This window comes from Pseudomonas sp. CFBP 8771 (assembly GCF_014841695.1).
GTDB classification, from domain to species: Bacteria; Pseudomonadota; Gammaproteobacteria; order Pseudomonadales; family Pseudomonadaceae; genus Aquipseudomonas; species Aquipseudomonas baltica.
Window position 1 is genome coordinate 184,835 of the sequence record NZ_JACYUJ010000001.1, and the last position, 23,819, is coordinate 208,653.

Here is a 23,819-nt window from a genome sequence, read left to right on the forward strand (position 1 = left end):
GCAATCGGCAAACGCCCGTGGGGCGTGCGCTGCGGCGGATTGTCGCAGCGGGTTCAGTGCTGTGAAAAAAATTTCATCCAACAAAAAACCCATCCGAAGATGGGTTTTTTTATCGCTGCACGGGATCAGCGAAGGGTAGTGCTCTGTGGCGTGGTGTCGGCATCACGGCCTTCGGCAACGCCCAGGTCGTCTTCCGGACGGCCGTCGACGATGGCGCGGCCACCGGAAGCCAGCTCGGTCTGCAGGACTTTCTCGTCCAGCTCGCCTACCCACTTGGCAACCACCAGCGTGGCAACCGCGTTACCGACCAGGTTGGTCAGTGCGCGTGCTTCGGACATGAAGCGGTCGATACCCAGGATCAGTGCCAGGCCGGCGACCGGCAGTTGGCCAACGGCCGACAGAGTAGCGGCCAGCACGATGAAGCCCGAACCCGTGACACCGGCAGCGCCCTTGGAGGACAGCAGCAGTACCAGCAGCAGGGTGATCTGGTGAGTCAGGTCCATGGTGGTGTCGGTCGCCTGGGCGATGAACACGGCGGCCATGGTCAGGTAGATCGAGGTGCCGTCCAGGTTGAACGAGTAGCCAGTCGGAATGACCAGGCCTACTACCGACTTCTTCGCACCCAGGCGTTCCATCTTGATCAGCATGCGAGGCAGTGCCGATTCCGAGGAAGAAGTGCCCAGAACGATCAGCAGTTCTTCACGGATGTAACGGATGACCTTGACCACGCTGAAGCCGTGAGCGCGGCAGATGGCGCCCAGCACCAGCAGCACGAACAGTACGCAGGTGACGTAGAAGCAGATCATCAGCTGGCCCAGCTGCACCAGCGAACCTACACCGTAGGCGCCGATGGTGAAGGCCATGGCACCGAACGCACCCAGCGGAGCCAGCTTCATGATCATGTTGATGATGTTGAACATGGCGTGGGCGAAGCCATCGATCAGGTCCAGCAACGGCTTGCCGTAGGCACCCAGGCGATGCAGGGCGAAACCGAAGATCACCGAGAACATCAATACCTGGAGGATATCGCCGTTGGCGAAGGCGCCGACGATGGTGTTCGGGATCACGTTGAGGATGAAGCCGACGATGCTCTGGTCAGCGCCTGCCGAAACGTAGCTGGCGATCTTGCTGGCGTCCAGGGTCGATACGTCGACGTGCATGCCGGCACCGGGCTGGACCACGTTGACCACGACCAGGCCGATGATCAGCGCCAGGGTCGAGACGACTTCGAAGTACAGCAGGGCGTAGCCACCGGTCTTGCCGACCGACTTCATGCTCTGCATGCCGGCGATGCCGCTGACCACGGTGCAGAAGATGATGGGGGCGATGACCATCTTGATCAGCTTGATGAAGCCGTCGCCGAAAGGCTTGAGCTTGACCGCGAACTGAGGGTAGAAGTGGCCGATCAGAATACCGATGATGATCGCGACGATCACCTGGAAATACAGCGATTTGTACAGCGGCTGACGAGTCGTCATTTTGCAAGTTCCTCAAGTGTATCGCCTGGCACCCGTTCCGGAGTGTTCGCGACACCTAAAGCACGAACCCTCCTGTCTGGAGGGATTTGTTGTGGGCGAGTTGCACGGTGGCAAACCTCTGCGGAATGTATTGCAGGTGCCGTGCCATAGTTGCGTACTGATGGCACAACACGGGTGGCTGCGGCCTGGGCAGGCGTATAGTTGTCGTCACATAGCTGTACAAGTGGCGGGAATCCGCCCTGTGCGCCTCCCCGCGCCGAAACCGTGGCGGATATCCGCCCACGAAAAAGGGCCCCGCAGGGCCCTTGTCGTTACCGCAACGCAGCCACTCAGCTGCCTTTTACCGATTTGCCGTCCACCGTGCCGTCCTGCAGCATGATGTTGTACTCCTTGCCGTCGGTCTCGACCTGCTGCAGGCGCACCAGCAGGTAGTCCCAATCCTTGGCGAACCAGAGCACGGTGATGCGCTTGCTTTGGGTGGGATCGCGCACGCGCTCGACCTTGATCGCGTCGACCTGGCCTGCCTTGGTCTCGACCTTCTCGGTACCCAGCACGCGGAAGTCGTAGGTGTCGATCTCGTCGCCATCGACCACCTGGTAGCTCATGCTCTTCTTACCTGCGGCAACGTCGTGCTGCAGAGCCAGCTGATAGGTGGATTTGTCCAGGACGCCGGTGTTGAGGGGCAGGTTGATCGGGTCGCCTCGGTCGGTACCGGTGACCTTCTTGGCCGCCCAGTCGAAGTCGAGGTTGACCTTGCGGGCCTTGCCCAGCCCGCCACGTTCGAAATTGTAGGTCTCGGGCAGCATGGCTTCCTTGTCGACACGCAGGGTGCTGACTTCACTCAGGCTGGCGATCATCATCGAGGCCTTGAATGCCAGCGTCCAATCGCCGTTGGCGCCCTTGCTCAGGCTGCGCTCGGCGGTGCCGCTCATGGGCAGCTGTTTCCAGTCGGCCGTGTAGCTGGCGGAAAAGGGCTTGAGCTCTGCGGCGTGAAGCGGAAGGGCCAGCAGGGCAACGGCGAAGAGCAGGGCGCGACGCATATAAACTCCTAGAGTCGAATCAAATGGCCACAAGCCGGTAACGGCTGGCCATCGAGCAGTGCACCCTGTTCGCCCAGGCGCACACGGCCTTCGGCGAACCAGCGCACTGCCAGCGGGTAGATCTGGTGTTCCTGGGCATGCACCCGTTGCGCCAGGGTGTCTGGCGTGTCGGTCGACTGTACCGGAATCACTGCCTGTACGACCAGTGGCCCGCCATCGAGTTCCTCGGTGACGAAGTGCACGCTGCAGCCATGCTCCCGGTCCCCGGCCTCAAGCGCGCGACGGTGGGTATGTAGACCCTTGTGACGCGGCAGCAGGGAGGGATGGATGTTGAGCAGACGGCCCTGATAGTGACGCACGAAAAACGGGCTGAGGATGCGCATGAAGCCGGCGAGGACCACCAGGTGGGGTTGGTACTGGTCGACGAGGTCGATCAGGGCAGCATCGAAGGCTTCGCGGTCGGCGAACCCCTGATGCTCCAGTACGCGTGCCTCGATGCCTGCATCGCGTGCGCGCAGCAGGCCAAGGGCATCGGCCCGGTTGGAAACCACCGCGGCGATGCGGGCGGGGTTGCCTGCCTGCAGGCTGTCGAGCAAGGCCTGCAGGTTGCTGCCGGTGCCCGACAGCAGCACCACGACGTTACAGGTCGAAGGCATCAGTGAGCCTTGAGGTTCTTCAGTTCGACCTGTGCGGCACCTTCAGCGGCCTGGGCGATTTCACCGATGACCCAAGGTTGCTCGCCGGCGGCGCGCAGGGACGCCAGGGTTTTCTCGACATCGGCCTGGGCCACGCAGATGACCATGCCGACGCCGCAGTTCAGCACCCGGTGCATCTCGTGCTCATCGACGTTGCCCTGCTGCTGCAGCCAGTCGAACACCGCAGGACGCTGCCAGCTGGCGACGTCGACCACGGCCTGGGCACCCTTGGGCAGGACCCGCGGGATATTGTCGAGCAGCCCGCCGCCGGTGATGTGGGCCATGGCCTTGACGGCTCCGGTGTCCTTGATCAGTTGCAGCAGGGGTTTGACGTAGATGCGCGTGGGTGCCATCAGCAGGTCGGTCAACGGCTTGCCGTCGAGCTCGACGGTCTCGATGTCGGCACCGGCGACTTCGATGATCTTGCGCACCAGCGAATAACCGTTGGAGTGAGGGCCCGAAGACGGCAGGGCGATCAACGCGTCGCCGTTGGCGACCTTGCTGCCGTCGATGATCTCGGCCTTCTCGACCACACCCACGCAGAAGCCGGCCAGGTCGTAGTCTTCGCCTTCGTACATGCCCGGCATCTCGGCCGTCTCGCCGCCTACCAGAGAGCAACCGGCCAGTTCGCAGCCGGCGCCGATGCCGGTGACCACGGTGGCGGCGGTGTCGACGTTGAGCTTGCCGGTGGCGTAGTAGTCGAGGAAGAACAGCGGCTCGGCGCCACACACCACCAGGTCGTTGACGCACATGGCAACCAGGTCGATACCGATGCTTTCATGGCGATTGAGGTTCAGTGCCAGGCGCAGCTTGGTCCCCACGCCGTCGGTGCCCGACACCAGCACGGGCTGCTTGTAGCCGGCCGGGATTTCGCACAAGGCACCAAAACCGCCCAGGCCGCCCATGACCTCGGGGCGCGCGGTACGCTTGGCGACGCCTTTGATGCGTTCGACCAATGCTTCACCGGCGTCGATGTCTACACCGGCGTCCTTGTAGCTCACGGAGGGTTTATTGCTCATGATCCAGGCCTTTAAAGGAGGGAGTCGGGGGAGTCGACCGTCGTCGATCCACGAAGGCGCGCGATTTTATCAGGCTTGTCCGAACGTCACCAGCGCGGTTCGACGGTTGTGCCATTGCCGGCTTGCGCCCGCCCGCAGCCAAGGCGCGCGCGGGCATGCTACATTGGGCGCCGAGCTTGACCACTGAGCTTTTTGCCGATTGTACGGTCACAGCCTCAATCCGCTATTACCGTCGGGAAACGTCCATGCGTCTGCGCCACTACCTGCTAGCCACCTGCATCACCCTGTCGAGCGTGCCGCTGCACGCCGAAACCATCAGCAACCTGTATCAGGTGCGCGAGCCCGTGGCCAGCCAGACGCCGGAAGAGCGTACCCAGGCCACCCAGCGTGCGCTGGAAACCCTGGTGCTGCGCCTGACCGGCGACGCCAAGGCGTTTGCCAGCCCAGGCCTGGCCAGCGTGCGCAAGGATCCACAGCAGATCATCAGCCAGTACGGCTACGATGCAGGCCCGCCCGAGTCGCTGCAGGTCGATTTCGACATGGCCAGCACCGACACCGCCTTGCGCTCGGCGGGTCTGCCGACCTGGGGCAGCAATCGGCCTTCGATCCTGGGCTGGTGGTTGAGTGACAGCGTCGAGGGCAGCAGCCTGGTCGGTGACGGCCAATCCGCCGCCGAGCCGCTGCGCCGCGCCGCACAGCATCGCGGTCTGCCATTGCGCCTGCCCCTGGCCGACCTCGGCGAGCAGGGCGTGGGGACTGCACAGAACCTCGAAGCCAGCGACCCGGCGGCGCTGCGTGGCGCGTCCGAGCGCTACGGTGCCGATGGCCTGCTGGCTGTGCATGCGCGCGAGGAGGAAGGCAAATGGTCGGGCACCTGGCGCCTGTGGCTGGGCAACCAGCGCGAACAGGGCAAGGCCGAGGGCGCCGACCAGGCGGCCCTTGCCGATGCCGTGCTGCTGGCCGTCAGTCAGCGCCTGGCCACGCGTTTCGTGGCCAAGCCCGGCGCCAGCAGCGAAATGACCCTGGCAGTCGAAGGCATGAACCTGGAGCGTTACGCGCAGATGGGTCGCCTGCTCGAATCCTACGGTGCGCGCCTGCGCACGGTGGACGGCGACAAGGTCGTCTACCGCGTGACGGGCAGTGCCGAGCAGTTGCGCGCGCAACTGGGCCTGGCCAAGCTGCAGGAGGTGCCGTACCAGGCGCCCGCGGTACCGGTCGATGCCCAGGCGGCTCCCGGCACGCCGGCGCCAGCGCCCCAGCCCGCGCCGGACCTGAGCTTTCGCTGGTAAGCCGGCGACGCCAATGCGACGCCGCGCTGGCGTCGCACCCAATTCCCGTTTTGTCTCTTCTATATATAGCTGGGCTGTCCGATGACTGATATGCGCCGTTGGTTCTGGCTGGGAGCAGTGCTGCTGCTCTGCGTGTTCTTCTACCTGCTGCATCCGATTCTCTCGCCTTTCCTGGTAGGTATCCTGCTGGCTTATCTCGCGGATCCGCTGGTCGACCGACTGGAGAAATGGAAGCTGTCGCGCACCTGGGGCGTGGTGGTGGTGTTCGCCCTGTTCACGCTGCTGTTGGTGCTGGCGCTGCTGGTGCTCATCCCCATGCTCGCCAAGCAGTTGGTCAGCCTGTACCAGATGGCCCCGCAGATGCTCGACTGGTTGCAGCATTCGGCGCTGCCATGGGTGCAGGCCCGGCTGGGCCTGGCCGAAGGATTCTGGAAATTCGACCAGATCAAGGCCGCCATCAGCAGCCATATGGGACAGACCACCGATGTGGTCGGGGTGATACTGTCCCAGGCCACGGCGTCCGGTCTGGCGTTCATGGCCTGGTTGGCCAACTTCGTGCTGATCCCCGTAGTCGCCTTTTACCTGTTGCGCGACTGGGACCTGATGATGGCGAAAATCCGCGGCCTGCTGCCACGGCAACGGGAAGGGCAGATCGTGCGCCTGGCGGGTGAGTGCCACGAGGTGCTGGGCGCGTTCGTGCGTGGACAGCTGCTGGTGATGCTGGCCCTGGGTGTCATCTACGCCACCGGATTGATGCTCGTGGGCCTGCAGTTGGGCCTGTTGATCGGCGTCGTGGCCGGGCTTGCGGCCATCGTGCCGTACATGGGCTTCGTCATCGGCATCGGTTCGGCGATCATCGCCGGCCTGTTCCAGTTCGGCCTGGACCCGTTCCACATGATCGCCATCGTCGCCGTATTCATGATCGGCCAGGCGCTGGAGGGCATGGTGCTCACGCCTTTGCTGGTGGGCGATCGCATAGGCCTGCACCCGGTGGCGGTGATCTTCGCCATTCTCGCCGGCGGCGAGCTGTTCGGTTTCACCGGCGTGCTGCTGGCGCTGCCGGTGGCTGCGGTGATCATGGTCCTGGTGCGGCACATGCACGACCTGTACAAGGACTCGAACATCTACGCCGGCTCCGAGGATCCAGACCTGTGAGCGCGGCGGGCCCTGCGGGGCTCGCTGCAGCCAAACTGTAAACCTTTGATTTTCCAAGCAGTGTTGCGCATTGTGCGGCTGCCCGGGCAGGTATAGACTTTGCACACTTCACATTGAGGCCCGTTGCAGCTCGATCCCAGGGCTGTTCAGCCAGCATGAAACCGATTCAGCTGCCCCTAGGTGTGCGTCTGCGGGATGACGCGACCTTCATCAATTACTATCCAGGCGCCAATGCCGCGGCACTCGGCTACGTCGAGCGCCTGTGCGAAGCCGACGCCGGTTGGACCGAAAGCCTCATCTACCTGTGGGGCAAGCACGGGGTAGGGCGCACTCATTTGCTGCACGCAGCCTGCCTGCGTTTCGAACAACTGGGCGAACCGGCGGTGTACCTGCCGCTGGCCGAACTGCTCGATCGAGGCGTCGGCATCCTCGATGATCTGGCCCAGTACGAGCTGGTGTGCCTGGATGACCTGCATGTGGTGGCCGGCAAGCCGGAGTGGGAAGAAGCCCTGTTCCACCTGTTCAATCGCCTGCGTGACAGTGGCCGCCGGCTGCTGATCGCCGCGTCCCACTCGCCTCGCGAACTGCCGGTGAAGCTTGCCGACCTGAAGTCGCGCCTGACCCTCGCCCTGATCTTCCAGATGCGCCCGCTGTCCGACGAGGACAAACTGCGCGCCCTGCAGCTGCGTGCATCGCGTCGCGGCCTGCACCTGACCGACGAGGTCGGCCATTTCATTCTCACCCGTGGCACGCGCAGCATGAGTGCACTGTTCGAGCTGCTCGAGCGCCTCGATCAGGCCTCACTGCAAGCGCAGCGCAAGCTGACCATCCCTTTCCTCAAGGAAACGCTGGGGTGGTAGAAAAGGCAGGTCGATTCAGCCGCTCTATGACCTGTTTCACCGGTGTTCCAATCGGTTCTAAGTGCGCCTCTGCAGCATGCTTATCTGTATAGACGTCCAGTCATGATGGTGGCATTTTGCGATTATCTTTCGGCCAATGAATTCGGGGATTCGGCGTCATTATCGTGCAACGGGGTGCGAGCGGGGCTGCAAAATGGGGCGTTAGATGTCACCGTAATTCTCCTGAGTCACATTTCGTTCGATTGAATTTGCAAATAATCGCGATACAGGTATAGTCGCTTCTCTTTCACTATTCCTCGTCACGGTCGTGCCCATGCTCAATCGCTTAGCACCCCTCGTGCCCATCGCACTGTTGACCCTTCTGGTCGGTTGCGCGGCGCAAGCGCCGGTCTCCCAGCAGCAGGTTCTGGACCCGGTCACCGCCGTCCAGCCGCATCAATCCCCTTCGAAAGCCTCGCTGCTGTTCGAAGAAGAAATCACCACCGAAGACGAGCTGGCCCAGTTCGACGGCAGCAAGGGCTACAGCTTGCCGATCCTGGCCGACAGCATCCTGGAGCGTGGCAAATCCCTGATCGGTACCCGCTACCGTTTCGGCGGCACCGACAAGGCTTCCGGTTTCGATTGCAGTGGTTTCATCGGCTATCTGTTTCGCGAAGAGGCGGGCATGAACCTGCCGCGCTCGACTCGCGAGATGATCAACGTCAAGGCCCCACTGGTTGCCCGCAACAAGCTCAAGCCCGGTGACCTGCTGTTCTTCAGCACCAACGGTCGTGGTCGTGTCAGCCATGCCGGCATCTACCTGGGCGATGACCAGTTCATCCATTCCAGCAGCCGCCGCAGCGGTGGCGTTCGCGTAGACAGCCTGGGCGACAGCTACTGGAGCAAGACTTTCATCGAGGCCAAGCGGGCCCTGGCCATGGCGCCCACCACGATGATCTCCAGCAAATAACGGATGCAGCGCAACAAAGCGGCGGTGAGGTGAAAACCTCAGCGCCGTTTGTGTTTTCGGGTAATGAATCTAGTCTATTACGGCAGTCGGCTCAGGATGGTTCGGTACATGTCTACCCAGGCACGCGTTTTCGCTTCAATCGCATTGGCCGCCGTGCTTGCCGGCTGCGCCAGTGCGCCTCCGGCCAAGGTAGTCAGGCCCAAGGTCATCAACCCGATCGTCATGAACCCCAACAACGACATGGTCGGCGCCGCCGACGACGTCTTGTTCCGGGCCTTGGGATTGGTGGGCACGCCGTACCGCTGGGGAGGCAATACGCCCGACTCCGGGTTCGACTGCAGCGGCCTGATCAGCTTCGTTTATCGCGATGCCGCCGGCATTGCCCTGCCGCGCTCGACGCGGGAAATGATCGTGATGCGCTCGCCGGATGTCGACCAGTCGCACCTGCAGTCCGGGGATCTGGTGTTCTTTGCCACCAGCGGTGGCTCGCAAGTCAGTCACGCCGGTATCTACGTAGGGGAGGGGCGTTTCGTGCATGCCCCGTCGAGCGGCGGCACGGTCAAGCTCGATTACCTGAACAAGCCCTATTGGCAAAAAGCCTATCTCAACGCCAAGCGGGTGCTGCAACCCGGCCAGCTGGCGCGCAATCCGTGACCCGAACGGGGCGAGTGATCTCGCCCCGGCTTGGCTCGATCACTTGGCGGCAGTGACTCGCCAGATCTTGTTGCCCACATCGTCGGCAACCAGCACACCGCCCTTGTGGTCGGGCAGTACCGCAACCGGGCGACCCATGGCTTTCTCGTCGCCATTGAGGAAACCACTGAGCAGGTCGATGGGCTGGCCGCTCGGCTTGCCGTCCACGAACGGCACGAACACCACCTTGTAGCCGCTGTGCGGCTTGCGATTCCACGATCCATGCTGGCCGATCAGTGCGCCCGTGGTGAAGGGGGCAGGCAATCCGCTGCCGTCGGCGAAACTCAAGCCCAGCGATGCCGTATGCGGCCCGACTGCATAGTCCGGCGCGATGGCCTTGGCCACCAGTTCGGGATTCTGCGGCTCGACGCGTACGTCTACATGCTGCCCGTAATAGCTATAGGGCCAGCCGTAGAAACCACCATCCTTGACCGAGGTGATGTAATCCGGCACCAGGTCGCTGCCGATCTCGTCGCGCTCGTTGACCGCCGTCCACAACTTGCCGGTCTTGGGTTCCCAGGCCATGCCGTTGGGGTTGCGCAGGCCGGAGGCGAAAATCCGGTGCTGGCCCGTGGCAGCATCCACTTCCCAGATTGCTGCGCGGCCTTGTTCCTGATCCATGCCGTTCTCGCCCACGTTGCTGTTGGAGCCAACGGTGACGTACAGCTTCTTGCCATCTGGGCTGGCGATGACGTTCTTGGTCCAGTGGTGGTTGAGCGTGCCGCCCGGCAGGTCCACGACTTTCTCGCCCGCGCCGCTGATCGAGGTGGCGCCATCGGTGTATTTGAAGCGCAGCAGCTTGTCGGTGTCCGCCACATAGAAATCGTTGCCGACCAGGGTCATGCCGAACGGCGAATTGAGGTTGGCAATGAAGACGGTACGGGTCTCGGCCACGCCATCACCGTCCTTGTCGCGCAGCAGCGAAATCCGGTTGGCGCTGGGCACGCCGGCGCCCGCCCGGCTCATCACCTTCTCCATGACGAAGCCGCGAATACCCTTGCTGTCGTCGGGCTTGGCCGGCGAGTTGGTTTCCGCCACCAGCACGTCACCGTTGGGCAGCACGTAAAGCCAACGCGGGTGGTCCAGGTCTGCGGCGAAAGCGGCCACCTGGGTGCCGGGCGCCGCCGTTGGCTTGCCACCTTCGGGCCAGCCCACCGCCGGCGCGATATTGACGGTAGGGATCAGGGTCTTGTTGGGCTCGGGCAGCTTGGGCGAGGGGCCCGTCCCGTCGCTGACCTGCAATGACGATGTTTCGCCACAGGCGGCAAGGCCGGCAGCCAGCAGAATCAATGTAGCGAGGCGGGTCTTGTGCATGGTCGGGCTCTCTGAGGTTTTGTTCACAGAAGGTAGAGGCACTGGCGGTTGGCAAGGTTCAACCGCGTTGCCGGTCAGCGGCAGCAGGGGATCAGGTGCTGCGGATCAATTGACGCTCCTGGCTCAACCCTCTAACCTGCGCGGCTGTTCCAGGTGCTCGGCGATCGGACGATCCAGACGAGTGAAACAGGGAAGCCGGTGCGCAGCGTTCGACGCGCCATCCCGGCGCTGCCCCCGCAACGGTAGACGAGTCAAGGCTGCACACGATGCCACTGAAGTGATTCGGGAAGGCGTGCGGCCTGGGTGTGTACAGCCCCGCTCGTGAGCCCGGAGACCGGCCTGGTCCACCTTTACGGCACGCTGCAGGGCCGGCGCTCATTCTCGGGCGCGTTGCGCCGGGCCGTGCCCTGACCCATGTACTGTCGCGCGGGGAGAGCGGCATTGACGTTCACTGTTCGGCCAGCCGGCCTCGGTGTCGCGTTGATGCTGCCTGCGTGCAGGTGTAGCGGAGAGCCACCATGAACGAAACGACCGAACGCGACGCACGTCACCTGGCGCGCATGCTGCGCAAGAAAGCCGTGATGGACGAACGCATCGCCAATTCTCCCAACGAATGTGGCTTGCTGCTGGTGCTCAGCGGTAACGGCAAGGGCAAGAGCAGTTCGGCGTTCGGCATGCTCGCGCGAGCCATGGGCCACGGCCTGCAGTGCGGCGTGGTGCAGTTCATCAAGGGGCGCAACAGCACCGGCGAGGAACTGTTCTTCCGGCGCTTTCCCGAGCAGGTGCGCTACCACGTGATGGGTGAAGGGTTCACCTGGGAAACTCAGGATCGGCAGCGAGACATCGCGGCGGCCGAGGCTGCCTGGGACGTCTCCAGGCAACTGATGAGCGATCCGGCCATTGGCCTGGTGGTGCTCGACGAACTCAACATTGCCCTCAAGCATGGTTATCTCGACCTGGACACCGTGCTGCATGATCTGCAGGCACGTCCGCCCATGCAGCATGTGATCGTCACCGGTCGCGGGGCCAAGCCCGAGCTGATCGAACTGGCCGACACAGTCACCGAAATGGGTGTGGTCAAGCATGCGTTCCAGGCCGGCATCCGTGCCCAGAAGGGCATCGAACTATGACCGAGCCGCGCCAGTGTCCGGCGGTGCTGATCGCCGCCCCGGCCTCCGGGCAGGGCAAGACCACCGTGACCGCCGCCCTGGCGCGCCTGCATCGCAATCAGGGGCGGCGGGTGCGGGTGTTCAAGTGCGGCCCGGACTTTCTCGATCCGATGATCCTCGCTCGCGCCAGCGGCGCGCCTGTCTATCAGTTGGACATGTGGATGGTCGGCGAGCAGGACAGCCGGCGGCTGTTATGGGAAGCGGCGCAGGAAGCCGACATCATCCTCATCGAAGGCGTCATGGGCCTGTTCGACGGCACGCCGTCCAGCGCTGACCTGGCGCGTCATTTCGGCGTTCCGGTGCTGGCCGTGATCGATGGCACCGCCATGGCGCAGACGTTCGGCGCTCTTGCCTTGGGCCTGGCCTGTTACCAACCCGATCTGCCGTTCGCCGGCGTCCTGGCCAACCGGGTCGGCACGGTGCGTCACGCGCAACTGCTCGAGGGCAGCCTGACCCAGGGTCTGCGCTGGTACGGCGCGTTGTCCCGGGAAACCGGGATCGAACTGCCGAGCCGCCATCTGGGGCTGGTCCAGGCCAGCGAGCTCAACGATCTGGATACCCGCCTGGATGCCGCGGCCGCCGCCCTGGCCCAGACCTGCCAGGTGGCCTTGCCGCCTGCGGTCACCTTCGCCGCCCCGGTCGAACGCTCGGTGGCGCGCCTGCTCGATGGCGTGCGCCTTGGTGTGGCCCGCGATGCCGCGTTCGCTTTCGTCTACGACGCCAGTCTGGATGTGTTGCGCGACATGGGCGCCGAGGTGGTGTTCTTCTCGCCGTTGCACGACCTGCGGCTGCCGCCATGCGACAGTCTGTACCTGCCCGGTGGCTACCCCGAGCTGCACCATTTGGCGCTCGCCGCCAACGTTTCGATGCTCGACGATATCCGCGCTCACCATGCCGCGGGCAAGCCGCTGCTGGCTGAATGTGGCGGCATGCTCTACTTGCTCGACGCACTGACCGACGTCGAAGGGGCCCGCGCGCAACTGCTGGGTCTGCTGCCCGGCGAAGCAGTCATGCAGAAGCGCTTGGCGGCCCTGGCCTTGCAGGCGGTCGAGCTGCCGGAGGGGGTATTGCGCGGGCACACTTATCACCACTCGCTGACCAGTACCGAGTTGCAGCCGATTGCTCGCGGCGTCAGCCCCAATGGCGGTCGCGGCGCCGAGGCGGTTTACCGCCAGGGACGGATGACGGCCTCTTACGTGCATTTCTATTTCCCGTCCAATCCGGCGGCGGTGGCCGCACTGTTCGCGCCCGATGATCGCGCGCCTGCAGCCGGGCATCGGGCGGCGTCATGAGCGAGCCCTACAGCGACAGCGAGCGCGCCGCCATCTACCGAGTGATCGCCGAACGCCGCGACATGCGTCACTTCACCGGTGGCAGCGTGCCGCCGGCGCTGCTTGCGCGGCTGCTGGCAGCCGCCCATCAGGGGCCAAGCGTCGGCCTGATGCAGCCCTGGCGTTTCATCCGCATCAGCGACGCCGATGTGCGCGGTCGCATCCAGGCGCTGGTCGAGGAAGAGCGACTGCGCACCGCGCACGCCATGGGCGAGCGTTCGGACCAGTTCATGCGGCTCAAGGTCGAAGGGATCGCGGACTGCGCCGAGGTGCTGGTGGCAGCGCTGATGGACGATCGCGAGCGCCATGTGTTCGGCCGCCGGACCTTGCCGGAAATGGACCTGGCCTCGGTGTCCTGCGCCATCCAGAACCTGTGGCTGGCGGCGCGCGCCGAGGGTTTGGGCATGGGTTGGGTGTCGCTGTTCGATCCCCATGCCCTGGCCGAGGTACTGGGCATGCCCGCTGGAGCCAAACCGGTGGCGGTACTGTGCCTGGGGCCGGTCGAAGGCTTCTACGATGCGCCGATGCTGGAACTTCAAGGCTGGGCTGCCCCCCAGCCGCTCGAACACATGCTGTACGAAAACCAATGGGGAAAATCGTTGTGAGCATTGCGTTGATGACGGCGGCCGGGGTGGCGCTCGATGCCCTGTTGGGGGAGCCGCGCAGGCACCATCCGCTGGTTGCCTTCGGCCGTCTGGCCAACCGGATCGAAGCACGTTTCAACCGCGCCGGGCGTGGCTGGCGCAGCCATGGTGTCACCGCCTGGTTCCTGGCCGTGGTGCCCCTGACCCTGTTGGCGACATTGCTGTCCTGGCTGCCGCTGGTCGGCTGGCTGGTGGAGATTGGCGCGCTGTACCTGGCGCTGGGCATGCGCAGCCTGGGGGAGCACGTGATGCCCGTGGCCCAGGCCCTGCGCAGCGACGACCTGGCCAGCGCTCGTCAGCGTGTCGGCTATCTGGTCAGCCGGCAGACCGATGAGCTGGACGCCGAGGCAGTGGCCCGGGCCGGCACCGAATCGGTGCTGGAAAACGGCAGTGATGCGGTGTTCGCGGCGATCTTCTGGTTCGTCGTGGCCGGCGCGCCCGGGGTTGTCCTGTATCGCTTGAGCAACACGCTGGACGCCATGTGGGGCTACCGCAACGAACGCTTCGAGCGTTTCGGTTGGGCGGCGGCGCGGATCGACGACGTGCTCAACTACATCCCGGCGCGCCTGGTTGCGCTCACCTATGCCGTGCTGGGCAAGACCCGCCTGGCCTTGCGCTGCTGGCGCCGGCAGGCACCGCAGTGGGACAGCCCCAACGCAGGCCCGGTGATGGCGGCAGGGGCCGGCGCATTGGGCGTGCAGCTGGGCGGTCCGGCTATCTATCACGGCGAGCTGCATGAGCGGGCCGTGCTGGGCGAGGGTGCGCCGGCCGATGCCGACAGCATCGAGCGCGGCTGGAACCTGGTCCAGCGCGGCGTGTGGCTGTGGCTGTTGGTGCTGTGTCTGGGAGGCTTGCTCGATGCTTGAACACGGAGGGCGCTTGCGCCAGGCGGTGCTCGAATACGGTATCGCCGAAGACGACTGGGTCGACCTGTCCACCGGTATTGCGCCATGGGCTTTCCCCCTGCCCGAGATCACGGCGCGCGCCTGGGCGCGGCTGCCGGAAAACGAAGACGGTCTGGAAGACGCCGCGCGCAGCTACTATGGCTTCGCGCACGTGCTGCCGGTGCCGGGCTCGCAAGCGGCCATTCAGACACTGCCACGCCTTCGTCGCAGTGGTCGGGTAGGGGTGCTGTCGCCGTGCTACGCCGAACATGCCGAGGGCTGGCGACAAGCGGGGCATGTGGTACGCGAAATCAGCGAAGACGAGGTCGAGCACTTCATCGACAGTCTCGACGTGCTGGTCGTCGTCAACCCGAACAACCCCACTGGCCGGCTGTTGTCCGCCGACTGCCTGCTGGCCTGGAATGCGCGTCTGAACAGCCGGGGCGGCTGGCTGGTGGTCGATGAAGCGTTCATGGACAACACGCCGCGTGCCGGTCTGGCTCGCTACGGCGTGCAACCTGGGTTGATCGTGCTGCGCTCGTTCGGCAAGTTCTTCGGCCTGGCGGGTGTACGGCTGGGCTTCGTCCTCGGCGAGCCGCGCCTGCTGCGCCTGCTGGCCGACCTGATCGGGCCTTGGGCAGTGAGCGGACCGACACGCCAGCTGGGGCAGGCCTGCCTGCTCGACCAGCCGTCGCAGCAGGCGCAGATCGCCCGCTGCGCCGCGGCCAGCGAGCGCCTTGCCCAATGCTTGCGGCGCCACGACCTGGCGCCACAGGGCGGCTGCGCACTGTTCCAGTCGGTGGCGTACGAAGGGGCCGAGCGCCTGCAGGATTTCCTCGCCCGTCGCGGCATCCTCGTGCGGCTGTTCAAGCAGGACAGCCGCCTGCGCTTCGGCCTGCCTGCCCGCGAGGGCGACTGGGCACGACTCGAATCCGCCCTAGGCGAGTATCGCAAGGAGCATGCATGAGCACATTGATGGTTCAGGGCACCACGTCCGATGCCGGGAAAAGCACGCTGGTCACCGCGCTGTGCCGCTGGCTGACCCGTCAGGGCGTGGCGGTGGTGCCGTTCAAGCCGCAGAACATGGCCCTCAACAGTGCGGTGACTGCCGACGGCGGCGAGATCGGTCGTGCCCAGGCGGTGCAGGCCCAGGCCGCGGGCCTGCAGCCGCATACCGACATGAACCCGGTGTTGCTCAAGCCCAACAGCGACACCGGTGCCCAGGTGATCATCCACGGGCGCGCCGTGACCAGCATGAACGCCGTCGCGTATCACGACTACAAGGCCATCGCCATGCAGGCGGTACTGGCTTCGCACCAACGGCTGAGCGCAAGCTACCCGGTGGTGGTGGTCGAAGGCGCCGGGTCGCCAGCGGAGATCAACCTGCGCGCCGGCGACATCGCCAACATGGGCTTCGCCGAGGCGGTGGATTGCCCGGTGCTGCTGATCGCCGACATCAACCGCGGCGGCGTGTTCGCCCATCTGGTTGGTACCCTGGAACTGCTTTCGCCGACTGAACAGGCGCGGGTTCAGGGCTTCATCATCAATCGCTTTCGCGGCGACATCGCCTTGCTCCAGCCAGGCCTGGATTGGCTGGAGGCCCGTACCGGCAAGCCGGTGATCGGTGTGCTGCCGTATGTCATGGACCTGCACCTGGAGGCCGAGGACGGCCTGGATCGGCGTCAGTCAAGCAAGGCCGACAAGGTGCTCAAAGTGATCGTGCCGGTCTTGCCGCGCATCAGCAACCACACCGATTTCGACCCGCTGCGCCTGCACCCGCAGGTCGACCTGCAGTTCATCGGCGTGGGCGATGACATCCCCGCGGCCGACCTGATCATCCTGCCCGGCTCCAAGAGCGTGCGTGCCGACCTGGCCCACCTGCGTGCCCAGGGCTGGGAACAAGCGATCGCCCGCCACCTGCGTTATGGCGGCAAGGTGCTGGGCATCTGCGGCGGGCTGCAGATGCTCGGCACGCGCATCGACGACCCGCTGGGCCTCGAAGGCGCAGCCGGTTCCAGTACGGGGCTGGGCCTGCTGGAATTCACCACCGAACTGCACGCTGAAAAACAGCTGCGCAACGTGACCGGCCAGTTGACCCTTGAACAGGCCGCCGTCAGCGGCTACGAGATCCATGCCGGGGTGACCACCGGGGCGGCGCTGGATCATCCGGCGGTGCAATTGAGTGATGGCCGCCGCGACGGCGCGATCAGCGCTGACGGGCAGATCCTGGGGACTTACCTGCACGGCTTGTTCGAAGCGCCGCAGTCATCGGTGGCCTTGCTGCGCTGGGCGGGACTGGCCGACGTGCAGTCGGTGGATTACCACGCGTTGCGCGAGGCCGACATCGAGCGCCTGGCCGACCTGGTCGAGCAGCACCTGGACACCGCGCGCCTGCGCGAGCTGTGCGGCTTGCCTGGGGGAGGTGCCTGACATGCTGCAACTGATCCTCGGCGGTGCCCGCTCCGGCAAGAGCCGCCTGGCTGAACGGCTGGCCACCGACAGCCAGCTGCACGTTGTATACATCGCTACCAGCCAGCCGGTGGATGGCGAGCTTGACCAGCGGGTGGCCTTGCACCGCGAGCGCCGTCCCGATCATTGGGGGCTGGTGGAAGAGCCACTTGCTTTGGCTGACGTGCTGCGTGCTCAAGCGCGCAGCGATCGCTGCCTGTTGGTTGACTGCCTGACCCTGTGGCTGACCAATCTGCTCATGCTCGACGAGCCCGAGCGCTTGAAGGCAGAGCGTGAAGCTCTGCTGGAAACACTGCCCGGCCTGCCGGGACACATCCTCTTCGTCAGCAACGAAACCGGCCTGGGCGTCGTGCCGCTGGGTGAACTGACCCGGCGCTACGTCGACGAGGCAGGCCTGCTGCACCAGGCCTTGGCCGAACGCTGCGAGCGAGTGGTGTTCACCGTGGCCGGCCTTCCCATGGTATTGAAAGGACCTGCGTTATGAACTCAGCCTGGTGGCTGCACACTGCCCGTGCCGCCGATGCCCGCATTCATCGCGAGGCGCTGGAGCGTCAGCAGCAGTTGACCAAGCCGGCCGGCTCGCTCGGCGCGCTGGAACAGGTGGCCGTGCAACTGGCCGCATTGCAAGGGCGGCTCAAGCCCTCGGTCGAGCAGGTCTGGGTCTCGGTGTTCGCTGCCGACCACGGCATCGTCGCCGAGGGCGTCTCGCCCTATCCGCAGGAAGTCACTGCACAAATGGTGCACAACTTCGTCAACGGCGGTGCGGCCATCAGCGTATTGGCGCGCCGCCTGCAGGCACGCCTGGAAGTGGTGGACCTCGGTACCGCGACGCCGCTGGGCGATCTGCCTGGCGTGCAGCATGTGCGGATCGCTGCCGGTACGCGCAATTTCATCGACGCGCCGGCGATGAGTTTCGAGCAGGGCACGCAGGCACTGCAGGCCGGTCGCGACAGCGTGCTGCGGGCGAAAGCCAGCGGCACCGAGCTGTTCATCGGCGGTGAGATGGGCATCGGCAACACCACGTCGGCCACCGCGCTGGCCTGCGCCTCGCTGGCGTGCGCCGTGGTCGATCTGGCCGGGCCGGGCACCGGTCTGGACGCCGCTGGCGTGACCCACAAGGTGCAGGTCATCGAGCGCGCCTTGAAGGCCCATGCCAAGCTGCCCGATGAACCGCTGCAGCGCCTGTTCTGCTACGGTGGCTTCGAGGTTGCCGCGCTGGTCGGCGCCTACCTGGCCTGTGCCCAGGAGGGCATCGTAGCGCTGGTGGATGGTTTCATCTGCAGTGTCGCGGCGCTGTTGGCGGTGCAATTGAACCCGTCCATCCGGCCTTGGCTGCTGTTCGCTCACAACGGCGCCGAACCCGGCCATCGCCATGTCCTGGCAGCCCTCGAGGCGCAACCGTTGCTGCAACTGGGCCTGCGCCTGGGCGAAGGCAGTGGCGCCGCCTTGGCCGTGCCGCTGTTGCGCCTGGCGTGCGACCTGCACGGGCAAATGGCGACCTTCGCCGAAGCGGCTGTCGCGGACCGTCCGGCATGATCTTGCACCTGGATCTGCTGCGCCATGGCGAAACCGAGATCGGCGGGTTTCGCGGCAGCCTCGATGACGCCCTGACCGAGCGCGGTTGGGCCCAACTGCACGCGGCGGTTGCCGACCGTTCCGGTTGGGACCGCATCGTCAGCTCACCGCTGCAGCGATGCGCACGCTTCGCCGAGGTGCTGGCCGAACAGCGCGGGCTGCCGCTGAGCTTCGAGGCTGGTCTTCAGGAACTGCATTTCGGCGCCTGGGAAGGCCTGAGTGCGGCGCAATTGATGCAGACCGACGAAGCCGGTCTGGGGCTGTTCTGGAACGACCCCTACGCCTTCACGCCACCCGACGGCGAGCCCATGCTGGATTTTTCCGCGCGCATCCATGCCGCGTTGCGCAGGTTGCACCTGCAATATCCGGGCGAGCGGTTGCTGCTGGTGGTGCACGGCGGGGTCATGCGCCTGTTGCTGGCCGAAGCACGCGCCCTGCCACGCGAACAGCTGCTTCAAGTCGAGGTCGGACACGCTGCCTTGTTCAGTGTGGTGATGGCAGCCGACGGCAGCCTGAGCGAGCCGTCCTGAACATGCTGCCGTTCTGGATCGCCTTGCAGTTTCTCAGCAGCTTGCCGGTGCGCCTGCCAGGGATGCCCAGCCCGCAGGATTCGGGTCGCTCGCTGTTGTTCTATCCGGCGGTGGGGCTGCTGTTCGGCGTGCTGCTGTGGTGCGCCAACACCCTGCTCTCCGGGGTGCCGGCTTTTCTCCACGCAGCCCTGTTGCTGACACTGTGGGTGGTGCTCAGCGGTGGGCTGCACCTGGACGGTCTGGCGGACAGTGCCGATGCCTGGCTGGGCGGATTCGGCGACCGCGAACGCACCTTGCTGATCATGAAGGACCCACGCAGCGGTCCCATGGCCGTGGTGACGCTGATGTTGGTGCTGCTGCTCAAGTTCTGTGCGCTGCTGGCCTTGCTCGAGCAGGGCCAGCAGGCCGCGCTGATGCTGGCCCCGATACTGGCGCGGGCCGCCATGCTCGGCCTGTTCATGACCACGCCCTACGTGCGCGCTGGCGGGCTGGGCCAGGCCCTGGCCGACCACCTGCCGCGTCGTGCCGGCGCCTGGTTGCTGGCAGGCGTGGCGCTGGTCAGCCTGGCGTTCTGCGGGGTTTGGATCAGCCTGTTGGTGCTGGCTGGCTTCGTGGCGCTGCGACGCCAGGTGATCAAGCGTTTGGGCGGCACCACCGGCGATACCGCCGGCGCCATGCTCGAGTTGCTCGAACTGTTGGTGCTGCTGGGCGCTGCGCTGTAGAACCTGCCTCGCAGATGGTTGCATGCGGCGCTGCCTGTCGGCGATGAACAGGCATACAATCGAGCGGCCTGTCCCCTCATGCCCGGAGCACACAATAATGACATCGGTATGGCGTACCAGCGGCTGGGTCCTGCTCGGCGCAGCCCTGATCCTTGCCCTGTCCCTGGGCATTCGCCACGGCTTCGGGCTGTTCCTGGCGCCCATGAGTGCGGAGTTCGGCTGGGGCAGGGGCGTATTCGCGCTGGCCATCGCGCTGCAGAACCTGATCTGGGGCCTGGCCCAACCCTTCGCCGGCGCCCTGGCGGATCGCTTCGGCGCCGGGCGGGTGGTTGCGGTGGGTGGTGTGCTCTACGCGGTCGGCCTTGGCTGCATGGGGCTGGCCAACTCCGAGTTGAGCCTGAGCCTCAGCGCTGGCCTGCTGATCGGCCTGGGGCTCTCCGGTACGTCGTTCTCGGTGATTCTGGGCGTGGTCGGGCGAGCCCTGCCCGCCGAACACCGCAGCATGGGCATGGGGATCGCCAGTGCAGCCGGCTCGTTCGGGCAATTCGCGATGCTGCCCGGCACGCTCGGCCTCATCAGCTGGCTGGGCTGGTCGACGGCCTTGCTGGTGATGGGCGTACTGGTGGCGTTCATCGTCCCCCTGGTACGCATGCTCAAGGACCGGCCACTGCCAGCCCAGGCCCACGATCAGAGCCTTGGCCAGGCGCTGCGTGAGGCGTGCGGCCATTCGGGCTTCTGGCTGCTGGCGCTGGGCTTCTTCGTGTGTGGTTTCCAGGTGGTATTCATCGGTGTGCACCTGCCGTCCTACCTCGTCGACCAGCACCTCCCGGCAAGCGTCGGCACCACGGTTCTGGCGCTGATCGGGCTGTTCAACATCTTCGGCACCTACATCGCCGGCTGGTTGGGTGGACGCATGTCCAAGCCGCGTTTGCTGACCGCCTTGTACCTGATGCGCGCCGTGGTGATCGTGCTGTTCCTGTGGTTCCCTGTCACTACCGTCAGCGCCTGCCTGTTCGGCATGGCGATGGGGCTGCTCTGGTTATCGACCGTTCCCTTGACCAACGGTACCGTCGCAACGCTGTTTGGCGTGCGCAACCTGTCGATGCTCGGCGGCATCGTGTTTCTCTTCCACCAGCTGGGGGCGTTTCTGGGGGGCTGGCTGGGCGGCCTGGTGTACGACCAGACCGGCAGCTATGACCTGGTCTGGCAGCTGTCGATTGCGTTGAGCCTGCTCGCCGGTGCGCTCAACTGGCCGGTGCGCGAACGCCCCGTTGCCCGGCTGCAGGCGCAGGGAGCGAGCGCATGAGCAGACTCCGCAGCGTGCAACTCGCCATGGCATGCGCACTGGCCGCGCTGCTGGGTCTGGCGTGGTGGGGCTGGCAGCAGGGCGGACTGGCCCTGCTGCAAATGAACATGAGCCTGTGCTGACGTCACACATGAAAAAGCCCCGAACCGGTCGGGGCTTTTCGTATTACCTGATCGATCAGAAGCGGTAGGTCACTGAAGTACCGAAGCCATGTGCGCTGTTCTCGTACTTGGCCTGGTAGGCACCCTTGGTGGCGCTGACCAGGTTGATCTTCGTGTCTTCTTCCTTCAGGTAGGAATAAGCGAAGTCGAAGGTCAGGTCGTCCGTCGGGCTCCAGCCAGCACCCAGGCTGAGGATGGCGCGGTCGCCCGTCGGGATGCGTGGCGAACGGTTGGTGTTGTTGGTCGGCGACTGGTCAACCGAAAAGCCCGTGCGCAGCGTCCACTGTTTGTTCAATTTGTAGGCGGCGCCCACGGCATGAGACCAGGTGTCGTGCCAGTTCTGTTCTTCGGTGATGGTGCCGATCGATGAGCGCAGCGCGGCAGGCACGCCTTCGTTCTCGACCGAGATTTCCTTCAGGCGGCTCCAACGGGTCCAGGTGCTGCCTGCGTACAGGGTCCAGTCCTGGTTGAGTTCGTGGGTGACCGAGAAGTCCACCGACTCAGGCGTGTCGATGTCCAGCGATGCATCGTACTTGCTGCCGTTGAACGGCCCGAACCCCGAACCTTCGACCTTGGTATGGCCGTCCAGCTTGTACTTGACCTTGGAGTGGTAGGTCAGGCCCACGCGGGTATCATCAGTGGCCTGAACGAGCACGCCGACGTTGAAGCCCACGGCGGTATCGTCGCCCTTGATCTTGACTTCGCCGTCGTTGCGGCCTGGCGTCGCGCGGTTCAGCGCGGCCGACGTCAGCTCGCCTTCAAGGCGGTTGAAGGTAGGACCGAAGCCGATCGACACACGCTCGTTGAAGGCATAGCTGACGGTAGGCTGCAGCGTGACGACCGCCACATGGCTCTTGTCGCCCCAGTAGCGGCCGGCAAAACCACTTTCATAGTCGGTGACCAGACCAAAAGGCGCGTACAGACCGAAACCGACGGTCCAGTTGTCATCCAGGGGTTTGACGTAGTAGCCCATCGGGACGCCAACGAACGGCACCATGTCGCCGTCGTTGCTGCCGCCGAAGGTTCCACGGCCGCTGATGTCGGTCTTGGCGACGATGGCCGCAGCGCCGACGCTGACCTGTTCACGTTTGATGCGGGACATGCCGGCAGGGTTGCCATAGACAGTGCTGGCGTCCTCGGCGGACGACGAGCGACCGGCGAAGCCGGTACCCATGCCGCTGATGCTTTGTTCATTGAGGGCGAAGCCGGCAGCGAAAAGCTGGCTGGATGCCAGGGTGACAGCGAAGCCGAGAGTGGTCTTGAGCATTGGTCTTTTCATTGTTTTAACTCTAGGGGGGCACTGAGGCGCAAGCTACCAACATTTTCACTGCAACGCTATAGCCTGAAACACTCTGGCTAGAGCGGTTTTGTAGGACAATCCGACCAGAATTTACGGGCGCCCGAATGCAGCTTCCAGGGGCCGCGTATGCGCCACCCCTGTGCCATGGGCGCACGCCGGTGCCTTGTGGATTCCACGCAGCTGTCTAGCTCGGGCAAGACGGGGTCATTGGCGTGCAGAAAAATGACGTCAGATTTTCGATCGCGAGTCAGTGGGCGACGCGCGGTGGTCCTGCGGCCGGACTGGCGAACTGTAATGTGTGTTTACAGTTGCATGCATCGACGGCATGCCAAGGCCTGCGCGTCCCTTGAATCGCAGGCATGAAAAAGCCCCGACGGGTCGGGGCTTTTCTATACAGCACATCGTTGTGCATCGCCGCCGCGATCAGGCAACCAGGGCCTGACGCGTACGGTCGATCACGGCCTGCAGCGGTTCGGCACTGGAGTACTGTTCCGGGTACAAGCGTTCGCTGTGACGGGCGATACCGTGCTCATTGACGATGGTGAAGCTGAAGCAGCCTTTGCGCGCGGCCATGATCAGGCAGTTCATCGGAGCGAAGGCGTGGGTGAGGGTGCGGATGGCATCCTGGGTCTGGATATGAGTCATGTTGTTGTATGTTCCTGCAATGGTCACGACTTGGAGCCGTGATCGATAAAAACGTTCCAGTAGCGCGGGCCTTTGGGCCGGGCGAAGAACCTGTCTGGAACAAGACAGCCAGTGAACAGCGCTTTATCGTTTTGGCTGTTGGGCTGACTGGTAGGTACTTAGGAGGGCAGGCAACATTCCGGGCTAAGGTTCGGGGCCCTGGATGCAGATCCTGATCAATCGTAGGTTGGTCGGGGCAGAGTAATTCGCTTGATGCCGGACTTGTTCGCAAGTCGGGGAGCGTTACCTGGAGACCATCATGTTGGTCGAGCCCGTGTGAACAGGGTGGTCGACCTGAATTGACTTTCAGCTTGGTACTAACGGGTCGAAGACTATCGCATCGGCTATGAGAAGCGCAAGCGATATTCCGAAAAAATACCTTATGGCTACCTTGAAGACGCAAACGAAGGCCCGGTCACTGCAAGTGCAAGAAAACGTGTCTGTCCGGTCTGATCGTGCCTCGCCGATCATGGCTACTCGGTATGACTCACGCAAGTCAATGAAAAAAAACGTCTTTTCGAGTTGGTGAAAAAATCGACAGTTTGACTTCAG

Annotated in this window: 24 protein-coding genes and 1 riboswitch; of the genes, 17 read left to right on the forward strand and 7 right to left on the reverse strand. The window is 64.5% G+C overall.

Annotation, left to right across the window (positions count from 1 at the left end; translation table 11 throughout):
- Positions 1–125: 125 nt before the first annotated feature.
- The 4 genes from IFT80_RS00785 to purM all read right to left on the reverse strand — a co-directional run bounded on the left by IFT80_RS00785 (position 126) and on the right by purM (position 4,232).
- Complete coding sequence (locus IFT80_RS00785) at positions 126–1,478, reverse strand: dicarboxylate/amino acid:cation symporter (protein WP_192136548.1); 1,353 nt, start codon at positions 1,476–1,478, stop codon at positions 126–128.
- 329 nt (positions 1,479–1,807) lie between these two features.
- Entirely contained in the window at positions 1,808–2,518 is a 711-nt protein-coding gene (locus IFT80_RS00790; protein ID WP_122478924.1) for a DUF3108 domain-containing protein, read from the reverse strand.
- A gap of 8 nt (positions 2,519–2,526) precedes the next feature.
- On the reverse strand, positions 2,527–3,174 hold the full coding sequence (gene purN / locus IFT80_RS00795; RefSeq protein WP_192136549.1) for a phosphoribosylglycinamide formyltransferase: 648 nt from the start codon (positions 3,172–3,174) through the stop codon (positions 2,527–2,529).
- Entirely contained in the window at positions 3,174–4,232 is a 1,059-nt protein-coding gene (gene purM, locus IFT80_RS00800) for a phosphoribosylformylglycinamidine cyclo-ligase (RefSeq protein WP_122478920.1), read from the reverse strand. The genes purN and purM overlap by 1 nt, the downstream gene beginning before the upstream one ends.
- 245 nt (positions 4,233–4,477) lie before the next feature.
- On the opposite strand from purM, the gene IFT80_RS00805 reads away from it, so the two are divergent.
- From IFT80_RS00805 to IFT80_RS00825, 5 genes are all read left to right on the forward strand, one after another.
- A complete protein-coding gene (locus IFT80_RS00805) occupies positions 4,478–5,521 on the forward strand; it encodes a DUF2066 domain-containing protein (RefSeq protein WP_192103698.1) in 1,044 nt (347 codons plus the stop codon).
- A gap of 81 nt (positions 5,522–5,602) precedes the next feature.
- Complete coding sequence (locus tag IFT80_RS00810) at positions 5,603–6,676, forward strand: AI-2E family transporter (protein ID WP_192136550.1); 1,074 nt, start codon at positions 5,603–5,605, stop codon at positions 6,674–6,676.
- A gap of 155 nt (positions 6,677–6,831) precedes the next feature.
- A complete protein-coding gene (hda, locus tag IFT80_RS00815) occupies positions 6,832–7,536 on the forward strand; it encodes a DnaA regulatory inactivator Hda (protein WP_122478914.1) in 705 nt (234 codons plus the stop codon).
- A 313-nt stretch (positions 7,537–7,849) separates the two neighbouring features.
- A complete protein-coding gene (locus IFT80_RS00820; RefSeq protein WP_192103693.1) occupies positions 7,850–8,485 on the forward strand; it encodes a C40 family peptidase in 636 nt (211 codons plus the stop codon).
- A 108-nt stretch (positions 8,486–8,593) separates the two neighbouring features.
- Complete coding sequence (locus tag IFT80_RS00825; protein WP_122478911.1) at positions 8,594–9,139, forward strand: C40 family peptidase; 546 nt, start codon at positions 8,594–8,596, stop codon at positions 9,137–9,139.
- A 39-nt stretch (positions 9,140–9,178) separates the two neighbouring features.
- Here IFT80_RS00825 and IFT80_RS00830 read toward each other — a convergent pair whose 3' ends face one another.
- On the reverse strand, positions 9,179–10,492 hold the full coding sequence (locus tag IFT80_RS00830) for a PQQ-dependent sugar dehydrogenase (protein ID WP_122478909.1): 1,314 nt from the start codon (positions 10,490–10,492) through the stop codon (positions 9,179–9,181).
- Between the two features lie 134 nt (positions 10,493–10,626).
- Positions 10,627–10,849, forward strand: a riboswitch (cobalamin riboswitch).
- 161 nt (positions 10,850–11,010) lie between these two features.
- On the opposite strand from IFT80_RS00830, the gene cobO reads away from it, so the two are divergent.
- From cobO to IFT80_RS21690, 12 genes are all read left to right on the forward strand, one after another.
- Positions 11,011–11,622: a cob(I)yrinic acid a,c-diamide adenosyltransferase gene (gene cobO / locus IFT80_RS00835; protein WP_192057433.1), complete on the forward strand. Its 612-nt coding sequence runs from the start codon at positions 11,011–11,013 to the stop codon at positions 11,620–11,622.
- A complete protein-coding gene (locus IFT80_RS00840) occupies positions 11,619–12,953 on the forward strand; it encodes a cobyrinate a,c-diamide synthase (RefSeq protein WP_192103691.1) in 1,335 nt (444 codons plus the stop codon). The genes cobO and IFT80_RS00840 overlap by 4 nt, the downstream gene beginning before the upstream one ends.
- Positions 12,950–13,597 carry a 5,6-dimethylbenzimidazole synthase gene (gene bluB, locus IFT80_RS00845; RefSeq protein WP_192103689.1) on the forward strand — a complete coding sequence of 216 codons (648 nt, stop codon included), beginning with the start codon at positions 12,950–12,952 and terminating at the stop codon, positions 13,595–13,597. The genes IFT80_RS00840 and bluB overlap by 4 nt, the downstream gene beginning before the upstream one ends.
- The gene (cbiB, locus tag IFT80_RS00850; RefSeq protein ID WP_192103686.1) at positions 13,594–14,502 is read left to right on the forward strand and encodes an adenosylcobinamide-phosphate synthase CbiB; all 909 of its coding nucleotides are present in this window, start codon (positions 13,594–13,596) and stop codon (positions 14,500–14,502) included. Before bluB ends, cbiB begins: the two co-directional genes overlap by 4 nt.
- Entirely contained in the window at positions 14,495–15,487 is a 993-nt protein-coding gene (gene cobD, locus IFT80_RS00855) for a threonine-phosphate decarboxylase CobD (protein WP_122478901.1), read from the forward strand. Before cbiB ends, cobD begins: the two co-directional genes overlap by 8 nt.
- Positions 15,484–16,950, forward strand: a complete 1,467-nt coding sequence (locus tag IFT80_RS00860; RefSeq protein WP_192103684.1) for a cobyric acid synthase — start codon at positions 15,484–15,486, stop codon at positions 16,948–16,950. The genes cobD and IFT80_RS00860 overlap by 4 nt, the downstream gene beginning before the upstream one ends.
- Position 16,951: 1 nt before the next feature.
- Positions 16,952–17,473, forward strand: a complete 522-nt coding sequence (gene cobU / locus IFT80_RS00865) for a bifunctional adenosylcobinamide kinase/adenosylcobinamide-phosphate guanylyltransferase (RefSeq protein WP_122478898.1) — start codon at positions 16,952–16,954, stop codon at positions 17,471–17,473.
- Positions 17,470–18,525: a nicotinate-nucleotide--dimethylbenzimidazole phosphoribosyltransferase gene (gene cobT, locus IFT80_RS00870; protein WP_192103681.1), complete on the forward strand. Its 1,056-nt coding sequence runs from the start codon at positions 17,470–17,472 to the stop codon at positions 18,523–18,525. Before cobU ends, cobT begins: the two co-directional genes overlap by 4 nt.
- Complete coding sequence (gene cobC / locus IFT80_RS00875) at positions 18,522–19,094, forward strand: alpha-ribazole phosphatase family protein (protein ID WP_192057426.1); 573 nt, start codon at positions 18,522–18,524, stop codon at positions 19,092–19,094. Before cobT ends, cobC begins: the two co-directional genes overlap by 4 nt.
- Positions 19,095–19,096: 2 nt before the next feature.
- Positions 19,097–19,816: an adenosylcobinamide-GDP ribazoletransferase gene (locus IFT80_RS00880; protein WP_192103679.1), complete on the forward strand. Its 720-nt coding sequence runs from the start codon at positions 19,097–19,099 to the stop codon at positions 19,814–19,816.
- A 97-nt stretch (positions 19,817–19,913) separates the two neighbouring features.
- Positions 19,914–21,122, forward strand: coding sequence for an MFS transporter (locus IFT80_RS00885; RefSeq protein WP_185793738.1), 1,209 nt, complete (start codon positions 19,914–19,916; stop codon positions 21,120–21,122).
- Entirely contained in the window at positions 21,119–21,244 is a 126-nt protein-coding gene (locus IFT80_RS21690) for a hypothetical protein (RefSeq protein WP_264382555.1), read from the forward strand. The genes IFT80_RS00885 and IFT80_RS21690 overlap by 4 nt, the downstream gene beginning before the upstream one ends.
- 55 nt (positions 21,245–21,299) lie before the next feature.
- Here IFT80_RS21690 and IFT80_RS00890 read toward each other — a convergent pair whose 3' ends face one another.
- Both IFT80_RS00890 and IFT80_RS00895 read right to left on the reverse strand, forming a co-directional pair.
- On the reverse strand, positions 21,300–22,562 hold the full coding sequence (locus IFT80_RS00890; protein WP_185793737.1) for an OmpP1/FadL family transporter: 1,263 nt from the start codon (positions 22,560–22,562) through the stop codon (positions 21,300–21,302).
- 444 nt (positions 22,563–23,006) lie between these two features.
- Entirely contained in the window at positions 23,007–23,228 is a 222-nt protein-coding gene (locus IFT80_RS00895; protein ID WP_122478886.1) for a hypothetical protein, read from the reverse strand.
- Positions 23,229–23,819 lie beyond the last annotated feature (591 nt).

Bases quoted from the DNA above. Each gene is read 5' to 3' on its own strand.
- IFT80_RS00785 (WP_192136548.1), bottom strand. From the start codon at position 1,478: ATGACGACTCGTCAGCCGCTGTACAAATCGCTGTATTTCCAGGTGATC.
- IFT80_RS00790 (WP_122478924.1), bottom strand. From the start codon at position 2,518: ATGCGTCGCGCCCTGCTCTTCGCCGTTGCCCTGCTGGCCCTTCCGCTT.
- purN (WP_192136549.1), bottom strand. From the start codon at position 3,174: ATGCCTTCGACCTGTAACGTCGTGGTGCTGCTGTCGGGCACCGGCAGC.
- purM (WP_122478920.1), bottom strand. From the start codon at position 4,232: ATGAGCAATAAACCCTCCGTGAGCTACAAGGACGCCGGTGTAGACATC.
- IFT80_RS00805 (WP_192103698.1), top strand. From the start codon at position 4,478: ATGCGTCTGCGCCACTACCTGCTAGCCACCTGCATCACCCTGTCGAGC.
- IFT80_RS00810 (WP_192136550.1), top strand. From the start codon at position 5,603: ATGACTGATATGCGCCGTTGGTTCTGGCTGGGAGCAGTGCTGCTGCTC.
- hda (WP_122478914.1), top strand. From the start codon at position 6,832: ATGAAACCGATTCAGCTGCCCCTAGGTGTGCGTCTGCGGGATGACGCG.
- IFT80_RS00820 (WP_192103693.1), top strand. From the start codon at position 7,850: ATGCTCAATCGCTTAGCACCCCTCGTGCCCATCGCACTGTTGACCCTT.
- IFT80_RS00825 (WP_122478911.1), top strand. From the start codon at position 8,594: ATGTCTACCCAGGCACGCGTTTTCGCTTCAATCGCATTGGCCGCCGTG.
- IFT80_RS00830 (WP_122478909.1), bottom strand. From the start codon at position 10,492: ATGCACAAGACCCGCCTCGCTACATTGATTCTGCTGGCTGCCGGCCTT.
- cobO (WP_192057433.1), top strand. From the start codon at position 11,011: ATGAACGAAACGACCGAACGCGACGCACGTCACCTGGCGCGCATGCTG.
- IFT80_RS00840 (WP_192103691.1), top strand. From the start codon at position 11,619: ATGACCGAGCCGCGCCAGTGTCCGGCGGTGCTGATCGCCGCCCCGGCC.
- bluB (WP_192103689.1), top strand. From the start codon at position 12,950: ATGAGCGAGCCCTACAGCGACAGCGAGCGCGCCGCCATCTACCGAGTG.
- cobD (WP_122478901.1), top strand. From the start codon at position 14,495: ATGCTTGAACACGGAGGGCGCTTGCGCCAGGCGGTGCTCGAATACGGT.
- IFT80_RS00860 (WP_192103684.1), top strand. From the start codon at position 15,484: ATGAGCACATTGATGGTTCAGGGCACCACGTCCGATGCCGGGAAAAGC.
- cobU (WP_122478898.1), top strand. From the start codon at position 16,952: ATGCTGCAACTGATCCTCGGCGGTGCCCGCTCCGGCAAGAGCCGCCTG.
- cobT (WP_192103681.1), top strand. From the start codon at position 17,470: ATGAACTCAGCCTGGTGGCTGCACACTGCCCGTGCCGCCGATGCCCGC.
- cobC (WP_192057426.1), top strand. From the start codon at position 18,522: ATGATCTTGCACCTGGATCTGCTGCGCCATGGCGAAACCGAGATCGGC.
- IFT80_RS00880 (WP_192103679.1), top strand. From the start codon at position 19,097: ATGCTGCCGTTCTGGATCGCCTTGCAGTTTCTCAGCAGCTTGCCGGTG.
- IFT80_RS00885 (WP_185793738.1), top strand. From the start codon at position 19,914: ATGACATCGGTATGGCGTACCAGCGGCTGGGTCCTGCTCGGCGCAGCC.
- IFT80_RS21690 (WP_264382555.1), top strand. From the start codon at position 21,119: ATGAGCAGACTCCGCAGCGTGCAACTCGCCATGGCATGCGCACTGGCC.
- IFT80_RS00890 (WP_185793737.1), bottom strand. From the start codon at position 22,562: ATGAAAAGACCAATGCTCAAGACCACTCTCGGCTTCGCTGTCACCCTG.
- IFT80_RS00895 (WP_122478886.1), bottom strand. From the start codon at position 23,228: ATGACTCATATCCAGACCCAGGATGCCATCCGCACCCTCACCCACGCC.